Source organism: Enterococcus sp. AZ120, assembly GCF_050546165.1.
In the GTDB taxonomy this organism is placed as follows: Bacteria; Bacillota; Bacilli; order Lactobacillales; family Enterococcaceae; genus Enterococcus; species Enterococcus faecalis.
Window position 1 is genome coordinate 857,136 of the sequence record NZ_CP172950.1, and the last position, 24,798, is coordinate 881,933.

Annotated in this window: 24 protein-coding genes, 1 other RNA gene and 1 pseudogene; 21 read left to right on the forward strand and 5 right to left on the reverse strand. The window is 36.3% G+C overall.

Annotation, left to right across the window (positions count from 1 at the left end; all coding sequences use genetic code 11):
- Window positions 1-5 precede the first annotated feature (5 nt).
- From IGJ46_RS04185 to IGJ46_RS04235, 11 genes are all read left to right on the forward strand, one after another.
- Entirely contained in the window at window positions 6-446 is a 441-nt protein-coding gene (locus IGJ46_RS04185; RefSeq protein ID WP_002378167.1) for a GNAT family N-acetyltransferase, read from the forward strand.
- A gap of 192 nt (window positions 447-638) precedes the next feature.
- Window positions 639-1,793: a multidrug efflux MFS transporter EmeA gene (emeA, locus tag IGJ46_RS04190; protein ID WP_002358140.1), complete on the forward strand. Its 1,155-nt coding sequence runs from the start codon at window positions 639-641 to the stop codon at window positions 1,791-1,793.
- 144 nt (window positions 1,794-1,937) lie between these two features.
- Complete coding sequence (locus tag IGJ46_RS04195) at window positions 1,938-3,260, forward strand: Y-family DNA polymerase (RefSeq protein ID WP_002386016.1); 1,323 nt, start codon at window positions 1,938-1,940, stop codon at window positions 3,258-3,260.
- A gap of 4 nt (window positions 3,261-3,264) precedes the next feature.
- The gene (locus tag IGJ46_RS04200; protein WP_002358138.1) at window positions 3,265-3,654 is read left to right on the forward strand and encodes a hypothetical protein; all 390 of its coding nucleotides are present in this window, start codon (window positions 3,265-3,267) and stop codon (window positions 3,652-3,654) included.
- Window positions 3,655-3,725: 71 nt separating this feature from the next.
- Entirely contained in the window at window positions 3,726-3,923 is a 198-nt protein-coding gene (locus IGJ46_RS04205) for a hypothetical protein (protein WP_002360617.1), read from the forward strand.
- A 17-nt stretch (window positions 3,924-3,940) separates the two neighbouring features.
- Window positions 3,941-4,246 carry a hypothetical protein gene (locus IGJ46_RS04210; RefSeq protein ID WP_002358136.1) on the forward strand — a complete coding sequence of 102 codons (306 nt, stop codon included), beginning with the start codon at window positions 3,941-3,943 and terminating at the stop codon, window positions 4,244-4,246.
- 52 nt (window positions 4,247-4,298) lie between these two features.
- Window positions 4,299-4,730 (forward strand): universal stress protein, encoded by a 432-nt coding sequence (locus IGJ46_RS04215; RefSeq protein WP_010706572.1) that lies wholly within the window; start codon window positions 4,299-4,301, stop codon window positions 4,728-4,730.
- A gap of 70 nt (window positions 4,731-4,800) precedes the next feature.
- Window positions 4,801-5,043, forward strand: a complete 243-nt coding sequence (locus IGJ46_RS04220) for a hypothetical protein (RefSeq protein WP_002358134.1) — start codon at window positions 4,801-4,803, stop codon at window positions 5,041-5,043.
- A 369-nt stretch (window positions 5,044-5,412) separates the two neighbouring features.
- On the forward strand, window positions 5,413-5,859 hold the full coding sequence (locus IGJ46_RS04225) for a GNAT family N-acetyltransferase (RefSeq protein ID WP_002396414.1): 447 nt from the start codon (window positions 5,413-5,415) through the stop codon (window positions 5,857-5,859).
- A 139-nt stretch (window positions 5,860-5,998) separates the two neighbouring features.
- Complete coding sequence (locus IGJ46_RS04230) at window positions 5,999-6,712, forward strand: DsbA family oxidoreductase (RefSeq protein ID WP_002369662.1); 714 nt, start codon at window positions 5,999-6,001, stop codon at window positions 6,710-6,712.
- A 70-nt stretch (window positions 6,713-6,782) separates the two neighbouring features.
- Window positions 6,783-7,178, forward strand: a complete 396-nt coding sequence (locus IGJ46_RS04235) for a DUF805 domain-containing protein (protein ID WP_002358131.1) — start codon at window positions 6,783-6,785, stop codon at window positions 7,176-7,178.
- Between the two features lie 185 nt (window positions 7,179-7,363).
- Here the strand turns inward: IGJ46_RS04235 and IGJ46_RS04240 are convergent, their stop codons facing one another.
- The gene (locus tag IGJ46_RS04240) at window positions 7,364-8,785 is read right to left on the reverse strand and encodes a helix-turn-helix domain-containing protein (RefSeq protein ID WP_002382000.1); all 1,422 of its coding nucleotides are present in this window, start codon (window positions 8,783-8,785) and stop codon (window positions 7,364-7,366) included.
- A 174-nt stretch (window positions 8,786-8,959) separates the two neighbouring features.
- Between IGJ46_RS04240 and ebpA the strand changes: the two genes are divergently transcribed.
- From ebpA to srtC, 4 genes are all read left to right on the forward strand, one after another.
- Window positions 8,960-12,424, forward strand: coding sequence for an endocarditis and biofilm-associated pilus tip protein EbpA (gene ebpA, locus IGJ46_RS04245; protein ID WP_218391571.1), 3,465 nt, complete (start codon window positions 8,960-8,962; stop codon window positions 12,422-12,424).
- Window positions 12,425-12,427: 3 nt separating this feature from the next.
- Window positions 12,428-13,858 carry an endocarditis and biofilm-associated pilus minor subunit EbpB gene (gene ebpB / locus IGJ46_RS04250; protein WP_218391483.1) on the forward strand — a complete coding sequence of 477 codons (1,431 nt, stop codon included), beginning with the start codon at window positions 12,428-12,430 and terminating at the stop codon, window positions 13,856-13,858.
- Entirely contained in the window at window positions 13,855-15,738 is a 1,884-nt protein-coding gene (gene ebpC / locus IGJ46_RS04255) for an endocarditis and biofilm-associated pilus major subunit EbpC (RefSeq protein WP_002358127.1), read from the forward strand. Before ebpB ends, ebpC begins: the two co-directional genes overlap by 4 nt.
- A gap of 93 nt (window positions 15,739-15,831) precedes the next feature.
- Window positions 15,832-16,686, forward strand: a complete 855-nt coding sequence (srtC, locus tag IGJ46_RS04260; RefSeq protein ID WP_002379311.1) for an Ebp pilus assembly class C sortase — start codon at window positions 15,832-15,834, stop codon at window positions 16,684-16,686.
- 67 nt (window positions 16,687-16,753) lie between these two features.
- Here srtC and IGJ46_RS04265 read toward each other — a convergent pair.
- A pseudogene (locus IGJ46_RS04265) lies at window positions 16,754-17,048 on the reverse strand (hypothetical protein).
- 195 nt (window positions 17,049-17,243) lie between these two features.
- On the opposite strand from IGJ46_RS04265, the gene IGJ46_RS04270 reads away from it, so the two are divergent.
- The 3 genes from IGJ46_RS04270 to IGJ46_RS04280 all read left to right on the forward strand — a co-directional run bounded on the left by IGJ46_RS04270 (window position 17,244) and on the right by IGJ46_RS04280 (window position 18,488).
- Window positions 17,244-17,447, forward strand: a complete 204-nt coding sequence (locus IGJ46_RS04270; protein ID WP_002381996.1) for a DUF378 domain-containing protein — start codon at window positions 17,244-17,246, stop codon at window positions 17,445-17,447.
- Between the two features lie 358 nt (window positions 17,448-17,805).
- A complete protein-coding gene (gene entV, locus IGJ46_RS04275) occupies window positions 17,806-18,303 on the forward strand; it encodes an enterococcin EntV (protein WP_218391484.1) in 498 nt (165 codons plus the stop codon).
- Window positions 18,303-18,488 carry a hypothetical protein gene (locus tag IGJ46_RS04280; protein ID WP_002384733.1) on the forward strand — a complete coding sequence of 62 codons (186 nt, stop codon included), beginning with the start codon at window positions 18,303-18,305 and terminating at the stop codon, window positions 18,486-18,488. Before entV ends, IGJ46_RS04280 begins: the two co-directional genes overlap by 1 nt.
- Before the next feature lie 134 nt (window positions 18,489-18,622).
- Here the strand turns inward: IGJ46_RS04280 and ssrA are convergent.
- Window positions 18,623-18,989: a transfer-messenger RNA gene (gene ssrA / locus IGJ46_RS04285) on the reverse strand.
- Window positions 18,990-19,127: 138 nt separating this feature from the next.
- A complete protein-coding gene (locus tag IGJ46_RS04290) occupies window positions 19,128-19,433 on the reverse strand; it encodes a DUF898 family protein (protein WP_002360604.1) in 306 nt (101 codons plus the stop codon).
- Window positions 19,434-19,767: 334 nt separating this feature from the next.
- Between IGJ46_RS04290 and ace the strand changes: the two genes are divergently transcribed.
- The 3 genes from ace to IGJ46_RS04305 all read left to right on the forward strand — a co-directional run bounded on the left by ace (window position 19,768) and on the right by IGJ46_RS04305 (window position 24,313).
- Complete coding sequence (gene ace / locus IGJ46_RS04295) at window positions 19,768-21,789, forward strand: collagen-binding MSCRAMM adhesin Ace (RefSeq protein ID WP_218391485.1); 2,022 nt, start codon at window positions 19,768-19,770, stop codon at window positions 21,787-21,789.
- 124 nt (window positions 21,790-21,913) lie between these two features.
- Entirely contained in the window at window positions 21,914-23,509 is a 1,596-nt protein-coding gene (locus IGJ46_RS04300) for an ATP-binding cassette domain-containing protein (protein ID WP_010820744.1), read from the forward strand.
- Between the two features lie 69 nt (window positions 23,510-23,578).
- Complete coding sequence (locus tag IGJ46_RS04305; protein WP_116593048.1) at window positions 23,579-24,313, forward strand: class I SAM-dependent methyltransferase; 735 nt, start codon at window positions 23,579-23,581, stop codon at window positions 24,311-24,313.
- Here IGJ46_RS04305 and IGJ46_RS04310 read toward each other — a convergent pair.
- Window positions 24,310-24,711: a YxeA family protein gene (locus IGJ46_RS04310; protein WP_002358048.1), complete on the reverse strand. Its 402-nt coding sequence runs from the start codon at window positions 24,709-24,711 to the stop codon at window positions 24,310-24,312. The genes IGJ46_RS04305 and IGJ46_RS04310 overlap by 4 nt on opposite strands.
- Window positions 24,712-24,798 lie beyond the last annotated feature (87 nt).

Consider the following 24,798-nt stretch of genomic DNA (forward strand, 5'->3'; position numbering starts at 1 on the left):
TACCCTTGATTAGAAAAATGAAGCCAACAGATGCAGCGGCGTTAACTATCATTAATAAAGAACAATTGGGCTATGAAGTTCCCGTTGACGTGACCTGTAAACAGATTGAGAAATTACTACTAGCCAGTGACAGAGAGTTTTTATATGTTTATGAAGAAACGAAGACAGGCAAGATTTTAGGCTATGTGCATGCGCAACTGTATGAAACAATTTATTCCCAAACGTTATTGAACGTTCTGGGGTTAGCAGTGGCAAAAGAAGCAGAAGGCCGTGGAATTGGCAAACAATTAATGACGAAACTAGAAACGGAAGCTAAAAAGTATAACTTGTCTGCGATTCGCTTAAATTCAGGGGAACAGCGTACAGCAGCACATCAATTTTATGAACACATTGGCTATGTTTCTGATAAAAAACAAAAGCGATTCATTAAATACTTGGATACTTAAGTTATGTCTTTAAAAAATAACAATTTCCTTTAAAAAAATAAGTAAAAACTAGTGAAATTTTCAGTGAATTAGTGTAAAATGTATCTCAATGACTCAACGAGTGTTTCAGCCGAAACACTGTCAAAGAAAGTACATACAAAGAAACAGAAATAGCCATTTTTGATGGCTGTTTTTTTATGGAGGAGGCAAATTATGACGAAAAAAAATAGTATGATGTACTTAGCAATTTCTAACTTATTTCTTGTTTTTCTAGGCGTAGGCCTAGTCATTCCCGTAATTCCCCAATTAAAAGAAGAAATGCATTTTTCTGGTACCACAATGGGAATGATGATTTCTATTTTTGCGATTGCCCAATTAATCACATCGCCAATCGCAGGTGTCCTTTCGGATAAAATTGGTCGGAAAAAAATGATTGCGACGGGCATGTTGGTGTTTTCAATTTCTGAGTTATTATTTGGTTTAGCCCAAGCGAAAAGCGGTTTTTATATTTCTCGTGGTTTAGGTGGGATTGCCGCCGCGTTATTAATGCCGTCAGTGACAGCCTTTGTGGCAGATATGACCACGATTTCTGAACGTCCGAAAGCGATGGGGCTTGTGTCAGCTGCAATTAGTGGTGGTTTTATTATCGGACCAGGAGTTGGTGGTTTTATTGCTTATTTAGGCATTCGCGCTCCATTTTTTGCGGCCGCATTTTTAGCGTTTATTGGTTTTATTTTGACATTAACTGTTTTGAAGGAGCCAGAGAAACGAATTTTAGCCGCTGTTGAAGCGAAAAAAGGTTCATTTATGGATATTTTAAGAAATCCAATGTTTACCTCATTATTTGTGATTATCTTAATTTCCTCTTTTGGCCTGCAAGCGTTCGAATCTATTTATAGTATTATGGCGACCATTAATTTTGGCTTTACCACAAGTGAAATAGCAATCGTGATTACGGTTAGTGGTATTTTAGCGTTGATTTGTCAGCTGTTTTTCTTTGATGCAATCGTCCAAAAAATAGGTGAAATGGGTTTAATCCAATTAACCTTTTTTGCAAGTGCCATTTTTATTGCCGTGATTGCCTTTACAAAAAATAATTTAGTTGTTGTATTTTCAACGTTTATTGTCTTTTTAGCGTTTGACTTGTTTAGACCAGCAGTAACTACTTATTTATCCAAACATGCTGGAGATCAACAAGGAACCATCAACGGACTAAATTCGACATTTACAAGTTTTGGTAATATTTTAGGACCAATGGCAGCAGGAGCTTTATTTGATATCAATCACTTTTTCCCTTATTATGTTTCAGCAGTAATTCTGTTAGGAACGGGCTTTTTATCGTTATTTTTAAATCGAAATAAGATGTAAAATAAAAAATAAGTATTTGGAATATAATAATTCCGAATACTTATTTTTTTGATCACCGACCGTTCTTGAAAAAAACAAAAAAATAAACAGTGTTCGCTTGATTAATCGAACGTTTGTTCGTATAATGATTTTGCAAGTGAGGTGATGTTTGTGAAATTTGATTATGAAAAAGAACCTAGTCGCGATATTCTTTGTATTGATTGCAAAAGTTTTTACGCTAGTGTAGAATGCGCAGAACGTGGGTTAGATCCGTTGAAAACGATGTTGGTAGTGATGAGTAATGCCGAAAATGCGGGGGGATTAGTTTTATCAGCATCGCCAATGGCAAAAAAAGTTTTAGGTGTTTCAAATGTTACGCGTAAAAATCAAGTGCCCGCTCATCCTGATTTATATGTGGTTCCGCCACGAATGAATTTGTACATGAAAAAAAATCAAGAAATCAATAATTTATATAAAAAGTTTGTCGCAGATGAAGATCACTCTGTGTTTAGTGTAGATGAATCATTTCTTGATGTAACGGCTTCTTTAAGTTATTTTCATTGTGAAACCGCCTATAAGATGGCTCGGATTATCCAAAGAGTCGTTTATAATCATGTGGGTATTTATGTGACCGTTGGGATAGGGGACAATCCGTTACTGGCTAAATTGGCGTTGGACAATGGTGCCAAACATTCGCCAGATTTTATTGCAGAATGGCGGTATGATCGTGTACCAGATACTGTCTGGCAGTTGCCTTCTTTGACAGATTTTTGTGGGATTGGTCGCAGAATGGCTAAACGACTGAATCGTTTAGGAATTGATTCTGTATATGAGTTAGCGCAAGCGAATCCGCATCTTTTACAAGAAACATTTGGCGTGATGGGGCTTCAATTGTATGCTCATTCATGGGGGATTGATCGTACTTTTTTAGGGAAAAAAGCACCACATAAAGCTGAAAAATCATTTGGAAATAGTCAGATTTTGCCGAGAGATTATGCGCGAAGAGATCAGATTGAACTAGTCTTAAAGGAACTGACAGAACAAGTGGCTGCTCGTTTAAGAAAAGCGCATTGTCAAACGGAATGTATCACAGTCTACGTTGGTTATTCCAAAGGTCAAATTGACCGTGAAGGACGAACTGGTTGGCGAAAACAACAAACGATTCCTGCAACAAACAATACAAAAGTTTTGATTACCTATGTATTAGCCCTTTTTAGAGAACATTATCTAGCGGGAACCGATGTCCGGCAATTAGGGCTTTCTTATGGGAAATTAGTTTGGAATGAATCTTTACAATTAGATTTATTTTCGGAACCAGAAGAGCAAATTAGTGAAATGGAGTTAAACTATCTGATTGATAAAATCCGACAAAAATTTGGCTTTCAAGCTTTAATCCACGCCTCTTCTTTGTTGGAAGGCGCGACGGCAATTCATCGTTCGGGATTAGTCGGTGGACATGCTGGAGGAAATGTCGGTTTAGGAGGATAACATCATGAAACGAACAAAAAAAGAATTTACACCTTATAATGAGTACCATGATCGGCCCTTTGAACTGAAATGGGCGACCGCTTTTGCATTGGGGGAGTTACAAGAAGGAATCGAAGCTTCTGACGAATATTCTAAGAGAGCGTTTGAACGCTTACCGCAACAGACAACAGAAGAAATTGAAGAATACTTAGAGCAGTCTTTAAAAAATAACCAGGTTTTAGAAATTCAATTGAATACATTGGATGATTTTGGCCGTGTTCAACCGCCAATTGTTGGTGTTTTTGAAGGGATGAGTTCAATGGAGTATGCAAAAGTTGGACATACACATATTTTATTTGAAGAGATTCGGCATATTAAAAGTCATGAGTTTACAAAGTGGTCGAGCCTTGATTAAAAAACTATTGTTATACGTGCGTTTTGTGAAAACACATGAGATAATGTTCATAGGTAATAGAAATAAAAATTATGGAGGTGGCTAGGATGGGACATCATTTAAAAGGACACCATGGCAAAAAAACAAACGCAAATGGCGGCTTTTTAACAAAGTTATTGGCAGGCGGCGCCTTAGTGGGCGTAGGAAAAAAGTTATACGACAATCGTGAAAAAATTAAAGAGCTGTTAAGTGACGACAAAGAAAAAAGCAACGACACTGAAAACAAATAAAGGACTGGATTGACGGAATGGTAAAAGATGCAGCGTATATTATTGAAGAGATTACCACGATTTTAGAGGGAACCTATTTTGTGATAACCAAGAAAGCGAATAAGCGCCGCATGTGTTTACATGTTTCAGATACCGCGAAAGAATTTTTACGTTGTCGACTGGAGTATGAAACATTCTTAGAGCAACAGTTTGATTATGCCACAATGTTTTTAGAAACATGTACGGAAGATGTTTCTGTTGAAATTCAAACGGGACTACTTGAAGAAACAAATTATCAAGCATTAACCGTGGAAAAATTACAACAGATAGCCACTAAAATGTAACACAGCTGTTGTGTTAGTTTTGATTCTTAATTTGGTTAAGGAGGCGGATAAAATGTCAGTATATCAACATATTTTGGTTGCTCTTGATGGCTCAGATCAATCTGAAAAAGCTTTTCATGAAGCTGTCAGGATTGCCAAAGAGGAACAAGCCACTCTTTATTTAGCTACAATTATTAATGATGCTGAATTTACGACGAGTCCATTTTCTTTTGAAGAATTGTATGATTTAGAAAAACACAAGTCAGAAGAGATGCTCACTGGAAAGGCAAAACAAGCGAGTGAAATTGGTGTAAAAACAGTCAAAAAAATTGTTGAACTTGGGAGCCCAAAACGTTATCTTGCCAATACGATTTCTGAAAATTATGCCATAGATTTAATTGTGCTAGGTGCCACGGGAAGAGGTGCTATTCAACGAACCTTGATTGGTTCTACTACAGATTATGTGGTTAACCATGCTTTGTGCAATGTCTTAGTCGTTCGCTAATTGTGAGTAAATAATCAAGGGAACAATGTTTTATCGGGACGTTTTTTTTAATTAAACGAGAGGTGAGTTTATGAAAACAAAAATCGGAAAAACAGTTATCTTGTCAGCGTTTTTATTCACAAGTTTCCTTTTACTGAGTGGTTGTACCTCGGCTGGCGAAGAGATGGAAAAAACAATTGATCGACAGAAAGAAAAAGTCGATAAAACGGTCGATAAGCAGAAACATAAAAATGAAAATTCCATGGAAAGTTACGACGAAAAAGTTGACCGTTCTTTAGATAGTCAAGAAGACAAAATCGATACTACTGAGTAACGGGAAAGCTTTCAACTATCGGCTAGTAAATAAATAATATACAAAAGGGAGCATCCACTGCAGTTATTTCTCACAGCGGATCCTCTCTTTTGTGGTTAAAAAGAAAAAGTTAACTGCTCCCCAACAGTTAACTTTTAATCATGTTGCACATAGTTAAAACACTCTATATATCATTTATATCATTTGAAACGGGTAGTGTAAAAAGAAATCTCTTGAAAAGAGTCTCCATTTATAGGGAAGATTTCCCATAAAAAAGAGAAACGTATAATCACAGAGAGTTAGAGAAAGCAAAGGGAAATAAGTATGTTAAAATAAGAAGCAAGAAAGAAGACAAGTATGCAGAAAATAACAACTAATTAGGTGAAAACAATGGAAATACATTTTGAAAAAGTAACAAGCGATAATCGTAAAGCAGTGGAAAACCTACAAGTTTTCGCTGAACAACAAACCTTCATTGAATCAATGGCAGAAAATCTAAAAGAATCAGACCAATTTCCAGAATGGGAATCGGCAGGTATTTATGACGGCAATCAATTAATCGGCTATGCTATGTATGGACGTTGGCAAGATGGGCGCGTTTGGCTAGACCGCTTTTTAATTGATCAACGGTTCCAAGGACAAGGTTATGGGAAAGCAGCCTGTCGACTTTTAATGTTAATGCTAATAGAAAAATACCAAACAAACAAGCTATACTTGAGTGTTTATGATACGAACAGCTCAGCAATTCGGTTGTATCAACAACTCGGTTTTGTATTTAATGGTGAATTAGATACGAATGGTGAGCGGGTAATGGAATGGACACATCAGAATAAGTAGATAGAACAGGTGAGACAAAAGCCATAGCGCATTTTGTTTCATCTTTTTCTTTTAATTGGCTTCATTTGTTTACTTTTAGTAAGTAAAATGGTAAATTTAGTTCAATCTGTTTTGAAAAAAGAGTTACTGGAGGGTAAGGATGAAAATAGAATTTTTCCATGATGTTATTTGTAGTTTTTGTTTTCCAATGTCTGACCGCATGCATGAGATTCAACAAGAATTTCCTGAAATTGAATTGATTCATCGGTCGTTTGCGTTGGGGTGGTCAGCAAACGATTTTGAAACAATGTTTGGCTCACGAGCAGCAGTAAAAGAAGAAGTTTTGACGCATTGGGTGCATGCCAATCAAAACGATTCAAAGCATCGTTTTAATATTGAAGGGATGAGGAAGCAACGATTTGATTTTCCAACATCAAAGAATGCATTATTAGCAGCAAAAGCAGCTGGATACATTGGCAATCAAGACACCTATTGGTTACTGTTTGATAAGTTACAAGAAGGTTTATTTATGAGAAGTTTAAATATTGAAGAGCCAGAAGTAATTGAGGAGCTAGTAAAAGAGACAACGATTGATTTTGCTTTATGGAAAGAAGCTGTTGCTTCCGAGGCTGTTTGGACGGCGGTTCAAGAAGATTTCGCGCTAGCTTCTGCTTATGGTCTACAAGGAGTTCCCGCACTAATCATTAATCAAAAATATTTAATTAATGGTGCAGTACCGAAACAGCAAATCAGCCAAACTATTCAAAAAATTCTCGCAGAAGAAAAACAACAGCAACCGTTAGTTTCATTAACTCCTTCTTCTGAAGAGTCAGCTTCGTGTGAGTTTAAGGAAGGCACATGGACGTGTCATTAAGCGGCATAAAATAACGTTATTCTTTGACAAAACGAAAGACTTCTGTAATAGTTAATGCGGGGGTGATAATATGTTTAACGCGTATAGAGAATACTGGAATAATATTACAACAATGAATGCGTCAGCAACACGAGCACAATATTGGTGGCCACAATTAATTAATTATTTGGTGTTAGGGATTTATTCAGCAATTACGGGCGTTTACAGATATATTGAAGTAACACCCAATGATGGAACAATCATTAAAGAATGGAATACTGTGACCATTATCTTTTTCTTGCTGACTGCTTTAATTTGGTTGGCAAACTTTACTGTTCGAGCAAGAAGATTGCATGATCGCGACCACAGTAACTGGTGGATTTTATTCTATTTACTTCCTTTTATCGGTACTTTAGTGATCTTCATTACATTAATTTTGCCAAGTAAAAGTCACACAAGATGGCCAGTGAATCAATCAGAAATTTAATTTGCTGATTTCGTTTAGCTGATTATCTTAAGAGTGAAAATAGGACATAAGTCGGAATGACTTATGTCCTATTTTCTTTTTTATTTCAGAAAAATAAAAATATCTTCTGTATGATGGCACCTCACATTACGCGGTTCTTGATAAAAGGGCTATCTTTTTGGTAGATAGGGAAAACCATTAAGACGTTAAAAGTTTAATAAATCGAGCAATTCTCTTTTGTTAGAAAATAAGATAGCATCATTAATTAAAATACTTGGAACACTGGTTTCAATAATTGGTTGATTGGTAATAATCAAGTCAAATTCTTCGAGTCGATGGTCACCTAATTGTTCTTCCGTAATTGCTAACGTATTTGAACGAATCCGATGCAAAGCTAAAATATCGTGGACATAGTTTCCAATATATTGACTATGATTCAGGCCCATGTCGCTAATAATCAAAATCTTTTTTGAGTCGAAACTCTGGTTAATTTCTGGAAAAGTATTAAGCAACCAAAAAATATAAGAAGATGAATAGTTTAATAGATTTGTTTCTAAAAGAGCGGAAAAGAAATGCAATTCTGCTTTTAATCGTGCATATAAGTGAAGCTGAGTAAAATGAATTTGTCGAGTGAAAAAGGTGGCCCTTTGTGTCAATTCGGAGGTGTCAAAAGGCACTAATTGAGAAAACAAATAAAGACAGGTTAACAAGTGAACAGCGAAGTCGACGACTTCTTCTGTTAATTGTTCAATCTGTGAAAAAGCATTAAATTTTAAATTTTCACGTATTCTTTGACTGATGACTTCTTGGTCTTCGGAGTAGTATTGCTGAAAAGCGCCTCTTTGAAAATACCGGAGAACTTCCCGATAGGTTTCACGGCTGAGCCCAGTAAAATGACGACTGAGTAAAAGATAATCTTCCATTTTAATCGGACTCTTTTTATCTGTTTTTTTCTGGAAACGTTGTTGAAATCCTTGATGCTCTCTTAATAAATCAACAATAAAATACATAATAAAGAAATCGTGTTCATAACTGTTATCCATACTAATAATATTTAATTGGCATTGATTACGACGCATTAATTGTTTGATTTCCTGCTTATCTAATTGATAAGGCAATTCATAATGACCATAATACATTAAAAAGAAAAAGGTTGTAAAAATACGTAAAGGCAATTCTTCTGTTTGGCTAGTTAATTGATAGCCTTGATCAACGATAACGCGAAGAGAGTAAGTTTCCAAGACCTGATTACACTGCTTCAATTTTCGAGCAAAAGAAGAGCGACTAATATTGATGGTATCGCAATAATATTCGATGGTTTTGCCAGGATTTTGGATAAACTCATGGAGCAATTGGGTGGTCGTTGACGTTTTTGCCATATCCGTCAGCACGTTTAAATATAAGGACACATTAAAGTTTTCTAAACGATAGCCTAATTTATGCGATGTTTTAATGGTTAAACTTTCGCCCCAACGCTGTTTAATCTCCTCAATATAACGAATAAAAGTAGACTCAGAACTACCAATATATTTTGCAAGTTCTTTTTTAGTCATCCATTTATCAGAAATGGATAAGACACGAATGATTTCTTCCATTTTCCGATAATTTTTTTCTAAAAACCTAATCATATTGTTTCCTCCCAAGTCCTTTACTTTAATGAAACAATCATCGAAACAATAACGCAATTTCAGAAATGAAACCGCTTGGTATGAAAGCTGGTGTGATTTAATGAGCTCCTTCTCTGTATAATAATTATCAGATTAGAATAATGAAATTTTACGTGCTAGGCAATTCTAATTTAACTGTTAATTCATAAAAGAAAGGAGAGAACAGACATTAAATTACTAAAGAAATTTGGGGTTTTCGGCGTAGTCTTTTTACTTGTCTCATCCTATTTCATACCGCTCATTGGCTATGCAGAAACAGCCAAAGAAGTTGAAATTACATCCGCTCAAATGATAACAGATGAGAATGATAAAACGAATATTAATATCGAGTTAAATCTTCTCAACCAAACAGAGCAGCCATTACAACGAGAAATTCAATTGAAAAATGCACAGTTCATGGATACTGCTGTAATTGAAAAAGACGGATATTCTTACCAAGTGACTAATGGTACGCTTTATCTGACTTTGGACGCACAAGTAAAAAAGCCGGTACAGCTTTCGTTAGCTGTTGAGCAAAGTTCGCTTCAAACAGCTCAGCCACCTAAGTTATTGTATGAAAACAACGAATATGATGTTTCAGTTACTTCTGAAAAAATAACAGTAGAGGATTCTGCTAAAGAATCAACTGAACCAGAAAAAATAACTGTACCAGAAAATACGAAAGAAACTAACAAAAATGATTCGGCTCCAGAAAAAACAGAACAGCCGACCGCAACAGAAGAGGTAACCAATCCATTTGCAGAAGCAAGAATGGCGCCAGCTACTTTGAGAGCGAATCTGGCACTGCCTTTAATTGCACCACAATACACGACGGATAATTCTGGGACTTATCCGACAGCTAATTGGCAGCCCACAGGCAATCAAAATGTGTTAAACCATCAAGGGAATAAAGACGGTAGTGCACAATGGGACGGCCAAACGAGTTGGAATGGGGACCCTACTAATCGCACAAATTCTTATATTGAGTATGGCGGTACAGGAGACCAAGCCGATTATGCCATCCGAAAATATGCTAGAGAAACAACAACACCAGGGCTTTTTGATGTATATCTTAATGTGCGTGGGAATGTTCAGAAAGAAATCACGCCATTGGATTTGGTCTTAGTCGTTGACTGGTCCGGTAGTATGAATGAAAACAATCGGATTGGTGAAGTTCAAAAAGGAGTGAACCGTTTTGTTGATACATTGGCAGATAGCGGTATTACCAATAACATCAACATGGGCTATGTTGGCTACTCAAGTGACGGTTATAATAACAACGCCATTCAAATGGGGCCGTTTGATACAGTCAAAAATCCAATTAAAAATATTACGCCAAGTAGCACTAGAGGAGGAACTTTCACTCAAAAAGCATTAAGAGATGCTGGTGATATGTTAGCAACGCCAAATGGACATAAGAAAGTCATTGTACTTTTAACGGATGGCGTCCCAACCTTCTCTTATAAAGTGAGTCGAGTTCAAACAGAGGCGGATGGTCGCTTTTACGGGACACAATTTACGAATCGACAAGATCAACCAGGTAGCACTTCTTATATCTCTGGTAGCTATAATGCGCCAGATCAAAACAATATCAATAAACGGATTAACAGTACGTTTATCGCCACGATAGGTGAGGCAATGGCCTTAAAACAACGTGGGATTGAAATACATGGATTGGGCATTCAATTGCAAAGCGATCCACGAGCTAATTTATCTAAACAACAAGTTGAAGATAAAATGCGTGAGATGGTGTCAGCCGATGAAAATGGAGACCTTTATTATGAATCCGCGGATTATGCACCAGACATTTCTGATTATTTAGCGAAAAAAGCCGTTCAGATTTCAGGAACGGTTGTAAACGGAAAAGTAGTTGATCCAATTGCTGAACCTTTTAAATACGAGCCAAATACATTATCAATGAAAAGTGTGGGTCCTGTTCAGGTTCAAACATTACCAGAAGTGTCGCTAACAGGCACTACAATTAATAGTAATGAGATTTATTTGGGTAAAGGGCAAGAAATTCAAATTCATTATCAAGTACGTATTCAAACAGAGTCAGAAAACTTCAAACCTGATTTTTGGTATCAAATGAATGGTCGGACAACGTTTCAGCCATTAGCCACGGCCCCTGAAAAAGTTGATTTTGGGGTTCCTTCGGGAAAAGCACCTGGCGTGAAGTTAAACGTGAAAAAAATCTGGGAAGAGTATGATCAAGACCCGACAAGTCGGCCAGATAATGTGATTTATGAAATTAGTAGAAAGCAAGTAACTGACACAGCCAACTGGCAAACTGGGTATATTAAATTATCAAAACCAGAAAATGATACCAGCAATAGTTGGGAGCGCAAAAATGTAACCCAACTTTCCAAAACCGCGGATGAAAGCTATCAAGAAGTTCTTGGGCTTCCCCAATACAACAATCAAGGACAAGCTTTCAATTATCAAACAACCCGTGAATTAGCAGTTCCTGGTTACAGTCAAGAAAAAATCGACGATACTACTTGGAAAAACACGAAGCAGTTCAAGCCATTAGATTTAAAAGTAATCAAAAATTCTTCCTCAGGTGAGAAAAACTTAGTGGGAGCCGTCTTTGAATTGAGTGGTAAAAATGTTCAAACAACATTAGTGGACAATAAAGATGGTAGCTATTCCTTGCCAAAAGATGTGCGCCTACAAAAAGGGGAACGCTATACATTAACTGAAGTAAAAGCACCTGCAGGACATGAGTTAGGCAAGAAAACGACTTGGCAAATTGAGGTGAGTGAGCAAGGCAAAGTAAGCATCGATGGACAAGAAGTGACCACCACAAATCAAGTTATTCCATTGGAAATTGAAAATAAATTTTCTTCTTTGCCAATCAGAATTAGAAAATACACCATGCAAAATGGCAAACAAGTGAACTTAGCAGAGGCGACTTTTGCGTTGCAAAGAAAAAATGCTCAAGGAAGTTACCAAACTGTGGCAACTCAAAAAACAGATACTACAGGATTGAGCTATTTTAAAATTAGTGAACCTGGTGAGTATCGAATGGTGGAACAATCAGGACCATTAGGCTACGACACTCTTGCTGGAAATTATGAATTTACTGTTGATAAATATGGGAAAATTCACTATGCAGGCAAAAATATTGAAGAAAATGCGCCAGAATGGACACTGACACATCAAAATCATTTGAAACCTTTTGACTTAATGGTTCATAAAAAAGCCGATAATCAGACGCCACTTAAAGGAGCGAAATTCCGTTTAACAGGACCAGATACGGATATTGAATTACCAAAAGATGGCAAAGAAACGGATACTTTTGTTTTTGAAAACTTAAAACCAGGGAAATATGTCCTAACAGAAACCTTTACGCCAGAAGGATATCAGGGGTTAAAAGAACCAATCGAATTAATAATTCGCGAAGATGGTTCAGTCACGATAGATGGGGAAAAAGTAGCAGATGTTTTAATTTCTGGAGAGAAGAATAATCAAATTACTTTAGATGTTACTAACCAAGCAAAGGTTCCTTTACCTGAAACTGGTGGCATAGGACGCTTGTGGTTTTACTTGATAGCGATTAGTACATTCGTGATAGCGGGTGTTTATCTCTTTATTAGACGACCAGAAGGGAGTGTGTAATCGATGAAAAACGCACGTTGGTTAAGTATTTGCGTCATGCTACTCGCTCTTTTCGGGTTTTCACAGCAAGCATTAGCAGAAGCATCGCAAGCAAGCGTTCAAGTTACGTTGCACAAATTATTGTTCCCTGATGGTCAATTACCAGAACAGCAGCAAAACACAGGGGAAGAGGGAACGCTGCTTCAAAATTATCGGGGCTTAAATGACGTCATTTATCAAGTCTATGATGTGACGGATCCGTTTTATCAGCTTCGTTCTGAAGGAAAAACGGTCCAAGAGGCACAGCGTCAATTAGCAGAAACCGGTGCAATGAATAGAAAACCGATCGCAGAAGATAAAACACAGACAATAAATGGAGAAGATGGAGTGGTTTCTTTTTCATTAGCTAGCAAAGATTCGCAGCAACGAGATAAAGCCTATTTATTTGTTGAAGCGGAAGCACCGGAAGTGGTAAAGGAAAAAGCTAGTAACCTAGTAGTGATTTTGCCTGTTCAAGATCCACAAGGGCAATCGTTAACGCATATTCATTTATATCCAAAAAATGAAGAAAATGCCTATGACTTACCACCACTTGAAAAAACGGTACTCGATAAGCAACAAGGCTTTAATCAAGGAGAGCACATTAACTATCAGTTAACGACTCAGATTCCAGCGAATATTTTAGGATATCAGGAATTCCGTTTGTCAGATAAGGCGGATACAACGTTGACACTTTTACCAGAATCAATTGAGGTAAAAGTGGCTGGAAAAACAGTTACTACAGGTTACACACTGACGACGCAAAAGCATGGATTTACGCTTGATTTTTCAATTAAAGACTTACAAAACTTTGCAAATCAAACAATGACTGTGTCGTATCAAATGCGTTTAGAAAAGACCGCTGAACCAGACACTGCGATTAACAACGAAGGACAATTAGTCACGGACAAGCATACCTTGACTAAAAGAGCCGCAGTTCGTACAGGCGGCAAGTCTTTTGTCAAAGTTGATAGTGAAAATGCGAAAATCACCTTGCCAGAGGCTGCTTTTATCGTCAAAAATCAAGCGGGGGAATACCTCAATGAAACAGCAAACGGGTATCGTTGGCAAAAAGAAAAAGCATTAGCTAAAAAATTCACGTCTAATCAAGCCGGTGAATTTTCAGTTAAAGGCTTAAAAGATGGCCAGTACTTCTTAGAAGAAATCTCTGCACCAAAAGGTTATCTTCTGAATCAAACAGAAATTCCTTTTACGGTGGAAAAAAATTCTTATGCAACGAACGGACAACGAACAGCACCGTTACATGTAATCAATAAAAAAGTAAAAGAGTCAGGCTTCTTACCAAAAACAAATGAAGAACGTTCTATTTGGTTGACGATTGCAGGCCTGCTAATCATTGGGATGGTAGTCATTTGGCTATTTTATCAAAAACAAAAAAGAGGAGAGAGAAAATGAAGCAATTAAAAAAAGTTTGGTACACCGTTAGTACCTTGTTACTAATTTTGCCACTTTTCACGAGTGTATTAGGGACAACAACTGCATTTGCAGAAGAAAATGGGGAGAGCGCACAGCTCGTGATTCACAAAAAGAAAATGACGGATTTACCAGATCCGCTTATTCAAAATAGCGGGAAAGAAATGAGCGAGTTTGATAAATATCAAGGACTGGCAGATGTGACGTTTAGTATTTATAACGTGACGAGCGAATTTTACGAGCAACGAGCGGCAGGCGCAAGCGTCGATGCAGCTAAACAAGCTGTCCAAAGTTTAACTCCTGGGAAACCTGTTGCTCAAGGAACCACCGATGCAAATGGGAATGTCACTGTTCAGTTACCTAAAAAACAAAATGGTAAAGATGCAGTGTATACCATTAAAGAAGAACCAAAAGAGGGTGTAGTTGCTGCTACGAATATGGTGGTGGCGTTCCCAGTTTACGAAATGATCAAGCAAGCAGATGGTTCCTATAAATATGGAACAGAAGAATTAGCGATTGTTCATATTTATCCTAAAAATGTGGTAGCCAATGATGGTAGTTTACATGTGAAAAAAGTAGGAACTGCTGAAAATGAAGGATTAAATGGTGCAGAATTTGTTATTTCCAAAAGCGAAGGCTCACCAGGCACAGTAAAATATATCCAAGGAGTCAAAGATGGATTATATACATGGACAACGGATAAAGAACAAGCAAAACGCTTTATTACTGGGAAAAGTTATGAAATTGGCGAAAATGATTTCACAGAAGCAGAGAATGGAACGGGAGAATTAACAGTTAAAAATCTTGAGGTTGGTTCGTATATTTTAGAAGAAGTAAAAGCTCCAAATAATGCAGAATTAATTGAAAATCAAACAAAAACACCATTTACAATTGAAGCAAACAATCAAACACCTGTTGAAAAAACAGTCAAAAATGATACCTCTAAAGTTGATAAAACAACACCAAACTTAGATGGTAAAGATGTGGCAATTGGCGAAAAAATTAAATATCAAATTTCTGTAAATATTCCATTGGGGATTGCAGACAAAGAAGGCGACGCTAATAAATACGTCAAATTCAATTTAGTTGATAAACATGATGCAGCCTTAACTTTTGATAACGTGACTTCTGGAGAGTATGCCTATGCGTTATATGATGGGGATACAATGATCGCTCCTGAAAATTACCAAGTGACTGAACAAGCAAATGGCTTCACTGTCGCCGTTAATCCAGCGTATATTCCTACGCTAACACCAGGCGGCACACTAAAATTCGTTTACTTTATGCATTTAAATGAAAAAGCAGATCCTACGAAAGGCTTTAAAAATGAGGCGAATGTTGATAACGGTCATACCGACGACCAAACACCACCAACTGTTGAAGTTGTGACAGGTGGGAAACGTTTCATTAAAGTCGATGGCGATGTGACAGCGACACAAGCCTTGGCGGGAGCTTCCTTTGTCGTTCGTGATCAAAATAGTGACACAGCAAATTATTTGAAAATCGATGAAACAACGAAAGCAGCAACTTGGGTGAAAACAAAAGCTGAAGCAACTACTTTTACAACAACGGCTGATGGATTAGTTGATATCACAGGGCTTAAATACGGTACCTATTATTTAGAAGAAACTGTAGCTCCTGATGATTATGTCTTGTTAACAAATCGGATTGAATTTGTGGTCAATGAACAATCATATGGCACAACAGAAAACCTAGTTTCACCAGAAAAAGTACCAAACAAACACAAAGGTACCTTACCTTCAACAGGTGGCAAAGGAATCTACGTTTACTTAGGAAGTGGCGCAGTCTTGCTACTTATTGCAGGAGTCTACTTTGCTAGACGTAGAAAAGAAAATGCTTAATTTCTAGCATCACCGAAGAAATTTTTAGAAAAACAAAGAGCCTGGGCCAATCACTGTCCCAGGCTTTCATGCTTTATTTTTAAGGAGGAAGCAATGAAGTCAAAAAAGAAACGTCGTATCATTGATGGTTTTATGATTCTTTTACTGATTATTGGAATAGGTGCATTTGCGTATCCTTTTGTTAGCGATGCATTAAATAACTATCTGGATCAACAAATTATCGCTCATTATCAAGCAAAAGCAAGCCAAGAAAACACCAAAGAAATGGCTGAACTTCAAGAAAAAATGGAAAAGAAAAACCAAGAATTAGCGAAAAAAGGCAGCAATCCTGGATTAGATCCTTTTTCTGAAACGCAAAAAACAACGAAAAAACCAGACAAATCCTATTTTGAAAGTCATACGATTGGTGTTTTAACCATTCCAAAAATAAATGTCCGTTTACCAATTTTTGATAAAACGAATGCATTGCTATTGGAAAAAGGAAGCTCCTTGTTAGAAGGAACCTCCTATCCTACAGGTGGTACGAATACACATGCGGTCATTTCAGGCCATCGTGGTCTCCCTCAAGCCAAATTATTTACAGATTTGCCAGAATTAAAAAAAGGCGATGAATTTTATATCGAAGTCAATGGGAAGACGCTTGCTTATCAAGTAGATCAAATAAAAACCGTTGAACCAACTGATACAAAAGATTTACACATTGAGTCTGGCCAAGATCTCGTCACTTTATTAACTTGCACACCGTATATGATAAACAGTCATCGGTTATTAGTTCGAGGACATCGTATCCCATATCAACCAGAAAAAGCAGCAGCGGGGATGAAAAAAGTGGCACAACAACAAAATTTACTATTATGGACATTACTTTTAATTGCCTGTGCGTTAATTATTAGCGGCTTCATTATCTGGTACAAGCGACGGAAAAAGACGACCAGAAAACCAAAGTAGTATGACGAAAAGGCTAAACATACTAAAAAAAAGAGTAAAAAAATAGCTTTTCAATTTTTAATCCTCCTTATCGTGCATAATTGAACCAGAGAAACAGAAGTATTAATGAAATAACTAAAAGAGCAAGCCCTGAATAAAAAGCGACAAAGGGCCAATCAATCGACTGTTTAAATTCCTGCCAAGTTTGGATTTTTCTGTTTTTTTTCGCGCTTATCCTCAATCGTTAGTAAATAATTCAATAGTAAGAGGAGCAGCAACACCGTGAAATCATTTGTGGTAAAAAGCACATGTAAAAATAGAATGACAAAGACAACACGGGATAACACTCGATTCCGCAAAATTAAAAATAACTTAGCACGCATAATAAACCACCATTTCTTATCAGAGATAATGAATCTGTTTTTGTCTACTCTTTAGTTATATCATAAAATTCTTAATAATGAAAAAATGATTCGATAAAATAATTGAAAAAAAGTTTTTTTCCTGAATCATTATTTTCGTAAATAAAGAATAAACGTGTTACTCTTGGCTTATCAAATTTGGAAGGAGTGTTAAAAATGAAATATCTGGATATTATTGCTTTAATTTTATTGATTGTCGGAGGTTTAAACTGGTTATTAGTTGGTGCATTTAATTTTGATTTAGTTGCAACAATTAGTGGCGGTGCAACCACACCATTAGCAAAAATTATCTATATTATTGTCGGAATTTGTGCGATTTATTCTATTAAGTTTTTAGCTCCTTTGTTCCGCGAACCATAGGATTGATTTAAAAGATTTAGATAACGTGAAGTTATTTTGACTTAGCAATTGAGAGTTTCCTTGAGAAAGGGGACTCTTTTTTTATTTTCTATATTCGTTTCAGAAGGTTTAGACAAGCTCAAAAAATATTTCAAGAGAGCTGCGTTGTTTTCAAAATAGAACCTAGCATTACCTCGAACGTACCTCAAATAACCTGTGTCTTTTTTTGAATCATTAGTTCAAATTGATGTGATCACTAGTGAGAAAAATCAGCTCTAGGATATATAGGAAAATATAAGCATCAAATAGGGATTTTGATGATAAATTATCTTTTTCCTTGTTATGATCATAACAAGGAAAAGAAAGTAGGGATTTATTTATGGAATTACAGGTGACAAAAAAGGCTAAATTTTTTTGTTTGGCGATGGCATTACTAATGACATTAGGTATTTTTATCAGCGCTGGTACAAGTGTTTATGCATCTGACCAGCTAGAGGATTCAGAAGTTGAGGCTGTAGCAAAAGGACTGGAAGAAATGTATGCGAATGGAGTGACGGAAGATAACTTTAAAAACTATGTCAAAAATAATTTTGCTCAGCAAGAGATTTCTTCAGTTGAGGAAGAATTAAATGTAAATATTTCTGATGCTTCAACAGTAGTTCAAGCACGTTTTAATTGGAATGCATTAGGAAGTTGCGTTGCTAACAAAATCAAAGATGAGTTTTTTGCAATGATTAGTATCAGCGCAATTGTAAAAGCTGCACAAAAGAAAGCCTGGAAAGAATTAGCAGTGACTGTATTACGCTTCGCTAAAGCCAATGGGTTAAAGACGAATGCTATTATTGTGGCTGGACAACTAGCTTTATGGGCAGTTTAATGTGGGCTAAGCTAATGAATTTAAAAGATCATGTTACGGAAATAGTAATTACTTTTATCATCGCTTTTGTGTATACTTGGATAGATTCAGGAGAAATTGAAATCTTAAAAACTCTTTTGATAACAATAATATTTTTAGCCATGTTCTATGCAATACCCAAAATCACCAATAGAAAAAGAAAATGAAGTGGTTTTAGAAAGATAATGTGATAGGAAGTGTAAGAGGAGGTAACGAGCCTTCTCTTGCTTATAGAAAAAAAGAGCTAAAACCTTTATTTTATAAGGTTTTAGCTCTTTTTTGTTTTTCTCTACTTTTCTAAAAATGGAGACGGCGGGAGTCGAACCCGCGTCCAAACATATTGCCACTTAAATCTCTACGTTCATAGACACTCATTTAAAGGTTCGCTTTACAGCGTGCCGAGTGACAGGCATTCTGTATTGCTAGTCTGGTAAGCTCCTCTAAATTTTACAGACGGAAAAATTTAGCGTATCCCACTTCGATTAGGACCCTGACCCGAGCACATGGGCGATGCCGGGAGGATCTTCGCTAGCTGGTTTTTAGGCAGCTAAAGCGAAAGAATTGTTTTCGTTTTTAGCAGTTATATTTAACTGTAACGTTTTAACGTAGCCGTAACCTACGAAACGCAATTCAAGCTCAACTATGCCTGTCGAATCCGTAACGCCCCCGAAATAACATAAGTATCCCTTGATACTTATCAAAGTATAGCATAAATTCCTTGTTTTTTCAAAGAGTAGGATAACACTCTGTTAGATATTCATAAAAAGAGGAAGGATGGACCGTAACTCAGTTCATCCTTCCTCTTTTTATGAAAGTGTGTGGGTATGTTTTGTAATCCATTGTTGCAAACGGATATTCAACCAAAAACCATAAATTCCTAAAGTAATTATAGTTAATAAAAGCCATTTAATCCAATGACCGAATAATTGCATAGCTGTACCGTCAAAATAAAGGCGTTTACCATCAATAACGGTATGCTTGATTTTCCAGTTGTACATCATACAAATTCCCCAAGGTGCGCAAATGCCTAATGTAAAGACAGTAATCAAGGTTGCTAAAATTGAAGTCCCGATATACGTTGCTAAACCACCGTCAAAATATGAATTTTTCATTCTTTTCCTCCTTATCTCATAAACTTTATTATAACAAGAATAAATGGCCTGGGAAACAAAATGAGGATGAAATAAGTATTTTTATTCATTATTGATGTGAAATATGTTATTTATGCAACTCAAACTTAGCAGCATTAGATATTTTGTAACAAATGTTATCTAATGTAACTACCATAATAAAACGTTTTCCTTAGGAAGTGAATTAGAAATTTAAAAAAAAGGCTACTTAAATGAGCATTAATATTGTACGAGACATATCTTTTTGCTATTGTCAACTTCTGAAAAAGACCACTAAGTGGAAAAAATAAGAGAAAAGAAGGGTGAATAATTTTTTATGACAAAAAGTGTAAAATTTTTAGTGTTACTGTTGGTAATGATTCTACCAATTGCGGGGGCGTTATTGATAGGTCCAATTTCGTTTGGCGCCGAATTGAGCAAAAGTCCAATCGTTGACAAAGTAGAATTAGATCACACTACTTTATATCAAGGGGAGATGACCTCCATTAAAGTATCTTTTAGTGACAAAGAAAATCAGAAAATAAAACCTGGCGATACTATTACTTTAACTTTACCAGACGAACTAGTTGGAATGACCGAGAACGATGGCTCACCACGAAAAATCAATTTAAATGGTTTAGGGGAAGTTTTTATCTATAAAGATAATGTTGTAGCAACATTTAATGAAAAAGTTGAATCTTTACATAATGTGAATGGGCATTTTTCTTTCGGGATTAAAACGCTTATCACCAATAGTTCGCAACCGAATGTGATAGAAACGGATTTCGGAACAGCAACGGCGACTCAACGTTTGACGATTGAAGGAGTGACTAACACAGAGACTGGCCAAATTGAGCGAGACTATCCGTTTTTTTATAAAGTAGGCGATTTGGCTGGAGAGTCAAATCAAGTACGTTGGTTTTTAAATGTGAACCTCAATAAATCCGATGTCACTGAAGATATTTCAATTGCGGATCGACAAGGAAGTGGTCAACAATTAAATAAAGAGAGTTTTACATTTGATATTGTGAATGACAAAGAAACTAAATATATTTCACTTGCCGAGTTTGAGCAACAAGGTTATGGCAAAATTGACTTCGTGACAGATAATGACTTTAATTTACGTTTTTATCGGGATAAAGCACGCTTTACTTCCTTTATCGTCCGTTACACTTCGACAATCACAGAAGCAGGCCAACATCAAGCAACATTTGAAAATAGTTATGACATCAATTATCAACTAAACAATCAAGACGCAACGAATGAAAAAAATACATCACAGGTTAAAAATGTTTTTGTAGACGGTGAGGCAAGCGGCAATCAAAATGTGGAAATGCCAACAGAAGAAAGTCTAGACATTCCTTTAGAGACAATAGAAGAATGGGAACCAAAGACACCTACTTCGGAACAGGCAACAGAAACAAGTGAAAAGACAGACACAACAGAAACCGCAGAAAGCAGCCAACCAGAAGTTCATGTCTCACCAACAGAAGAAGAAAATCCAGATGAAAGTGAAACGTTAGGTACAATTGCACCAATCATACCTGAAAAACCAAGTGTGACAACTGAAGAGAATGGCGCAACAGAAACGGCAGAAAGCAGCCAACCAGAAGTTCATGTCTCACCAACAGAAGAAAATCCAGATGAAAGTGAAGCACTAGGCACGATTGAGCCAATCATACCTGAAAAACCAAGTGTGACAACTGAAGAGAATGGCGCAACGGAAACGGCAGAAAGCAGTCAACCAGAAGTTCATGTGTCGCCAACGGAAGAAGAAAATCCAGATGAAAGTGAAACACTAGGCACGATTGCACCAATCATACCTGAAAAACCAAGCGTAACAACTGAAGATAATGGCACAACAGAAACCGCAGAAAGCAGCCAACCAGAAGTTCATGTGTCGCCAACAGAAGAAGAAAATCCAGATGAAAGTGAAACGTTAGGTACAATTGCACCAATCATACCTGAAAAACCAAGCGTAACAACTGAAGAGAATGGCGCAACAGAAACTGCAGAAAGCAGCCAGCCAGAAGTTCATGTCTCACCAACAAAAGAAATTACTACAACTGAGAAAAAACAGCCATCCACAGAAACAACTGTGGAGACAAATAAAACTATTACATCAAAAAATCAACCACAAATACTAAACGCTCCATTAAACACATTGAAAAATGAAGGAAGCCCACAGTTGGCTCCCCAACTGCTTAGTGAACCAATTCAAAAATTAAATGAAGAAAACGGGAAACGAGAACTTCCCAAAACAGGCACAACAAAAACACCGTTTATGCTAATAGCAGGAACACTGGTAAGTACATTTGCCGTTTTAGGTGTAAGTTATCTACAAATCAGAAAGAATTAACAATAGAAAAGCCATCCAGCTTTCGCTGGGGGGCTTTTCTATTATCTGGAGATAAATTGCTGATAGGCGCCAATCAAAAACTATGCTACAGTAAGGTATGTACTGCTCGAAAAGGAGGGAGTAAATGACTAAAAAAATATGGTCGCACTTTCAGAAAAGCTTCACTTGGTACATTTTGATTGGTGTGATTGTTTCATTATGTAGTGCTTTAGCAATTTATTTTTTTCAACAGTTGTTAGATCATTATCAAAAAAGTTTCCAACTAGGGTTGTTAGTAGCGTATGGAACGACAATTATTTTAATTCCGCTATTGTCTTACTGTGAACAGAAACCGAAAGCTTACTTAACTAATGGCATCTATTTCTATTTGAAGAAATTAAGTTTAATAAAAATGAGCAAGATTTCCTATGAAGAATATCTAAAACTGGGAGCGGGAGCTTTACTACAAAAAGTAGAAGTTGGTGCAGCAGCTGGGAGAAATATCCACTTGAATTTTTATGGGCGCTTATTTCGAGAGTTAATTCCAGAGACGTTATTTAATTTATTTTTCATAGCATTGATTGATAAAAAATTATTACCAGCAATTCTAATTGGTTATGTGATTGTATTTATTTTAACCAAAATACTTTTGAAAACGCTACAAAAAATGAAAGAAAAAACACTTATTTCTGAAGAAGCAATGAATGCTACTTTGATACGAGGGATGACAGAACTAGTAACTTTTAGAATTAATCGAAAATATAAAAAAGAGATTGAAAATTACGCGTTAATGGCAGAGGAAAATAGTCAAAATATAACAAAAATGACTATGATCCATGAATTTTTCTTTGGCTTTTTTGCCTTGTTAGTTGCACTTATCAAAGTAAGTATTGTCGTACTTAGTTTTACTAACGTCGTGACGCTAAGTTTAGGTGGACTTGTAGCGATAGTGATGTATATCGATCGAATTTATACGCCGATAGCCATATTTAATGTTTTATTTGTTCAATATAATTTGGATAAAGTAGCCTATCAGCGCTTGGAAGATTTTTATAAAAAAGAAGATGATCCTGACTTAGCGGTTCCAGGCAAAGCGTTACCTGAAATTCAAACAATTTCATTAAAAGAGGTGTGTTTTAGCGTAGATAGTCAAACGATTATGTCCCAACAAAATCGACAATTTTCAATGAACAAAACCTATGGCTTGATTGGAAAAAGTGGGACAGGCAAATCTACCCTGATTAAATTGATTTTAGGATTATTGAAGCCGACAGAGGGGACAGTTTATGTGAATCAATTTCCTCTAACACAATTCAATTTGGAAGATTATTATGAAAAAGTTTTTTATTTATCTCAAGATGTGCCAATATTTCAAGGAACGTTGAAAGAAAATATTGTATTTAATCAAGAAATTTCTGATGAACAAGTAATTGAAGCTATGTATCGTTTTCAGTTGGGGGAACTTTATGAACGGTTACCGGAAGGCTTAAACACTATTGTGAGTGAAAAAGGAATGAATTTTTCTGGTGGTGAAAAACAACGGATTGCTTTCACACGCTTAGCATTTACACAAGCAGAGATCCTTATTTTAGATGAGGCGACTTCTGCATTGGACGAAAAGACCGAAGAAAAAGTGTTACAAGAAGTACAAAAATTTACCCATAATAAGTTGACTATTTTGGTTACTCATCGACCTAAAACCCTGCGATTTGTAGATGAAATTATTGATTTAAATGAGTGAACTTGTTAGCTCTTTGGCGCTTCTTTTGCTACACTTTTTATAAGAATTGAGAGAAAGGGGCAACTGTTGATGAATAATAATGAGCAAGAATTAGCGGAATTTTGGGATGAATTTGCAGAAGAATATGAAGAAATTCAACAAGAATCGCCATTTCCAATTGCTCGAGAATTACGTGATTTCTTGGTCCAAGAAGGCATTTTTCCGTGTCAGACATTTCTGGATATCGCAGGTGGGACGGGACGATATTTACCTTTTTTTCAAGAGCAAGTCACGGAGTATACGCTAGCCGATATTTCTCAGAGAATGTTGGAGATTGCGGAAGCAAAAGCACAAAGCAACGTTGTTTTTCTTCACCAAAGCCAAGAAAGACTGATTGAGACTGGGAAAAAATTTCAAGTCGTTTTTTCAGCGATGAACCCTGCTTTGGATACGCCGGAAAAAGTTAATGCATTGTGCCAATTAAGTGAAGAATGGTGTCTTATATTTCGGCTAGTGGAAGAGCAAGATTCGTTGTTTTCTCCTTTTGAGCAAGAGAGCAACCCGCAGTTAAATTGGATGGCACAATACAAAGCATTTCTAAAAAAAGAACAGCGACCTTTTTTCACAAAAAAATTTTTCTTTGAAGCATCAGAAGCTATTTCAAAAGACTTTTTCCGCAGCTATTTTGAAGAACAATGGTCAGTTCCAATTTTAGAACAACGCGTACAAGAAATTTTTGGTTCTCATGAAATTAAGCAAAATCAGCGTACCATTATTTATGAATTAATTGCGATTCCATGTAAAAAAACAACCAGCGATGACTAATTATCGCTGGTTGTTTTTCGGTTATTTAATTGTGCGAAAGCTTTTTCTGGAATCTCTTTTTTATCAATTTTGACAGGAGATTGGATGATTCTTTTTTTACTAATGGTTGCTTCTATGTAAGCATTTGGTTCCAAAGGTTGAGGATTTTTGTCTGTCCGTTCGTAGTCCATAACTTGCGTTTTTCCATTACTTTTAACAAAAGTTAGTCGATAGTGTAAAGAATATTGGCCATCTATGCTTTTTTGATTGTCATCTACTGTTTGTTTTCGTTCAGGAATTTCTAGAGGAACTTGTGCATAGGCTTTTTCACCCTTATATGTATCTGCATAATAACGATAGCCTGTATAACCACCAACAATGAATAAGCCAATAAATAAAATAGCGCCGATTTTTTTCATTTTTTCTCCTCCTAACAATTTACAAAAATAGCATAGCAAAAGAAGAAGGAGATGGAACATCGAAAAAACGAACAGTTATCTTACAAA

Bases quoted from the DNA above. Each gene is read 5' to 3' on its own strand.
- emeA (WP_002358140.1), top strand. From the start codon at position 639: ATGACGAAAAAAAATAGTATGATGTACTTAGCAATTTCTAACTTATTT.
- IGJ46_RS04195 (WP_002386016.1), top strand. From the start codon at position 1,938: ATGTTTGTGAAATTTGATTATGAAAAAGAACCTAGTCGCGATATTCTT.
- IGJ46_RS04200 (WP_002358138.1), top strand. From the start codon at position 3,265: ATGAAACGAACAAAAAAAGAATTTACACCTTATAATGAGTACCATGAT.
- IGJ46_RS04205 (WP_002360617.1), top strand. From the start codon at position 3,726: ATGGAGGTGGCTAGGATGGGACATCATTTAAAAGGACACCATGGCAAA.
- IGJ46_RS04210 (WP_002358136.1), top strand. From the start codon at position 3,941: ATGGTAAAAGATGCAGCGTATATTATTGAAGAGATTACCACGATTTTA.
- IGJ46_RS04215 (WP_010706572.1), top strand. From the start codon at position 4,299: ATGTCAGTATATCAACATATTTTGGTTGCTCTTGATGGCTCAGATCAA.
- IGJ46_RS04220 (WP_002358134.1), top strand. From the start codon at position 4,801: ATGAAAACAAAAATCGGAAAAACAGTTATCTTGTCAGCGTTTTTATTC.
- IGJ46_RS04225 (WP_002396414.1), top strand. From the start codon at position 5,413: ATGGAAATACATTTTGAAAAAGTAACAAGCGATAATCGTAAAGCAGTG.
- IGJ46_RS04230 (WP_002369662.1), top strand. From the start codon at position 5,999: ATGAAAATAGAATTTTTCCATGATGTTATTTGTAGTTTTTGTTTTCCA.
- IGJ46_RS04235 (WP_002358131.1), top strand. From the start codon at position 6,783: ATGTTTAACGCGTATAGAGAATACTGGAATAATATTACAACAATGAAT.
- IGJ46_RS04240 (WP_002382000.1), bottom strand. From the start codon at position 8,785: ATGATTAGGTTTTTAGAAAAAAATTATCGGAAAATGGAAGAAATCATT.
- ebpB (WP_218391483.1), top strand. From the start codon at position 12,428: ATGAAAAACGCACGTTGGTTAAGTATTTGCGTCATGCTACTCGCTCTT.
- ebpC (WP_002358127.1), top strand. From the start codon at position 13,855: ATGAAGCAATTAAAAAAAGTTTGGTACACCGTTAGTACCTTGTTACTA.
- srtC (WP_002379311.1), top strand. From the start codon at position 15,832: ATGAAGTCAAAAAAGAAACGTCGTATCATTGATGGTTTTATGATTCTT.
- IGJ46_RS04270 (WP_002381996.1), top strand. From the start codon at position 17,244: ATGAAATATCTGGATATTATTGCTTTAATTTTATTGATTGTCGGAGGT.
- entV (WP_218391484.1), top strand. From the start codon at position 17,806: ATGGAATTACAGGTGACAAAAAAGGCTAAATTTTTTTGTTTGGCGATG.
- IGJ46_RS04280 (WP_002384733.1), top strand. From the start codon at position 18,303: ATGTGGGCTAAGCTAATGAATTTAAAAGATCATGTTACGGAAATAGTA.
- IGJ46_RS04290 (WP_002360604.1), bottom strand. From the start codon at position 19,433: ATGAAAAATTCATATTTTGACGGTGGTTTAGCAACGTATATCGGGACT.
- ace (WP_218391485.1), top strand. From the start codon at position 19,768: ATGACAAAAAGTGTAAAATTTTTAGTGTTACTGTTGGTAATGATTCTA.
- IGJ46_RS04300 (WP_010820744.1), top strand. From the start codon at position 21,914: ATGACTAAAAAAATATGGTCGCACTTTCAGAAAAGCTTCACTTGGTAC.
- IGJ46_RS04305 (WP_116593048.1), top strand. From the start codon at position 23,579: ATGAATAATAATGAGCAAGAATTAGCGGAATTTTGGGATGAATTTGCA.
- IGJ46_RS04310 (WP_002358048.1), bottom strand. From the start codon at position 24,711: ATGAAAAAAATCGGCGCTATTTTATTTATTGGCTTATTCATTGTTGGT.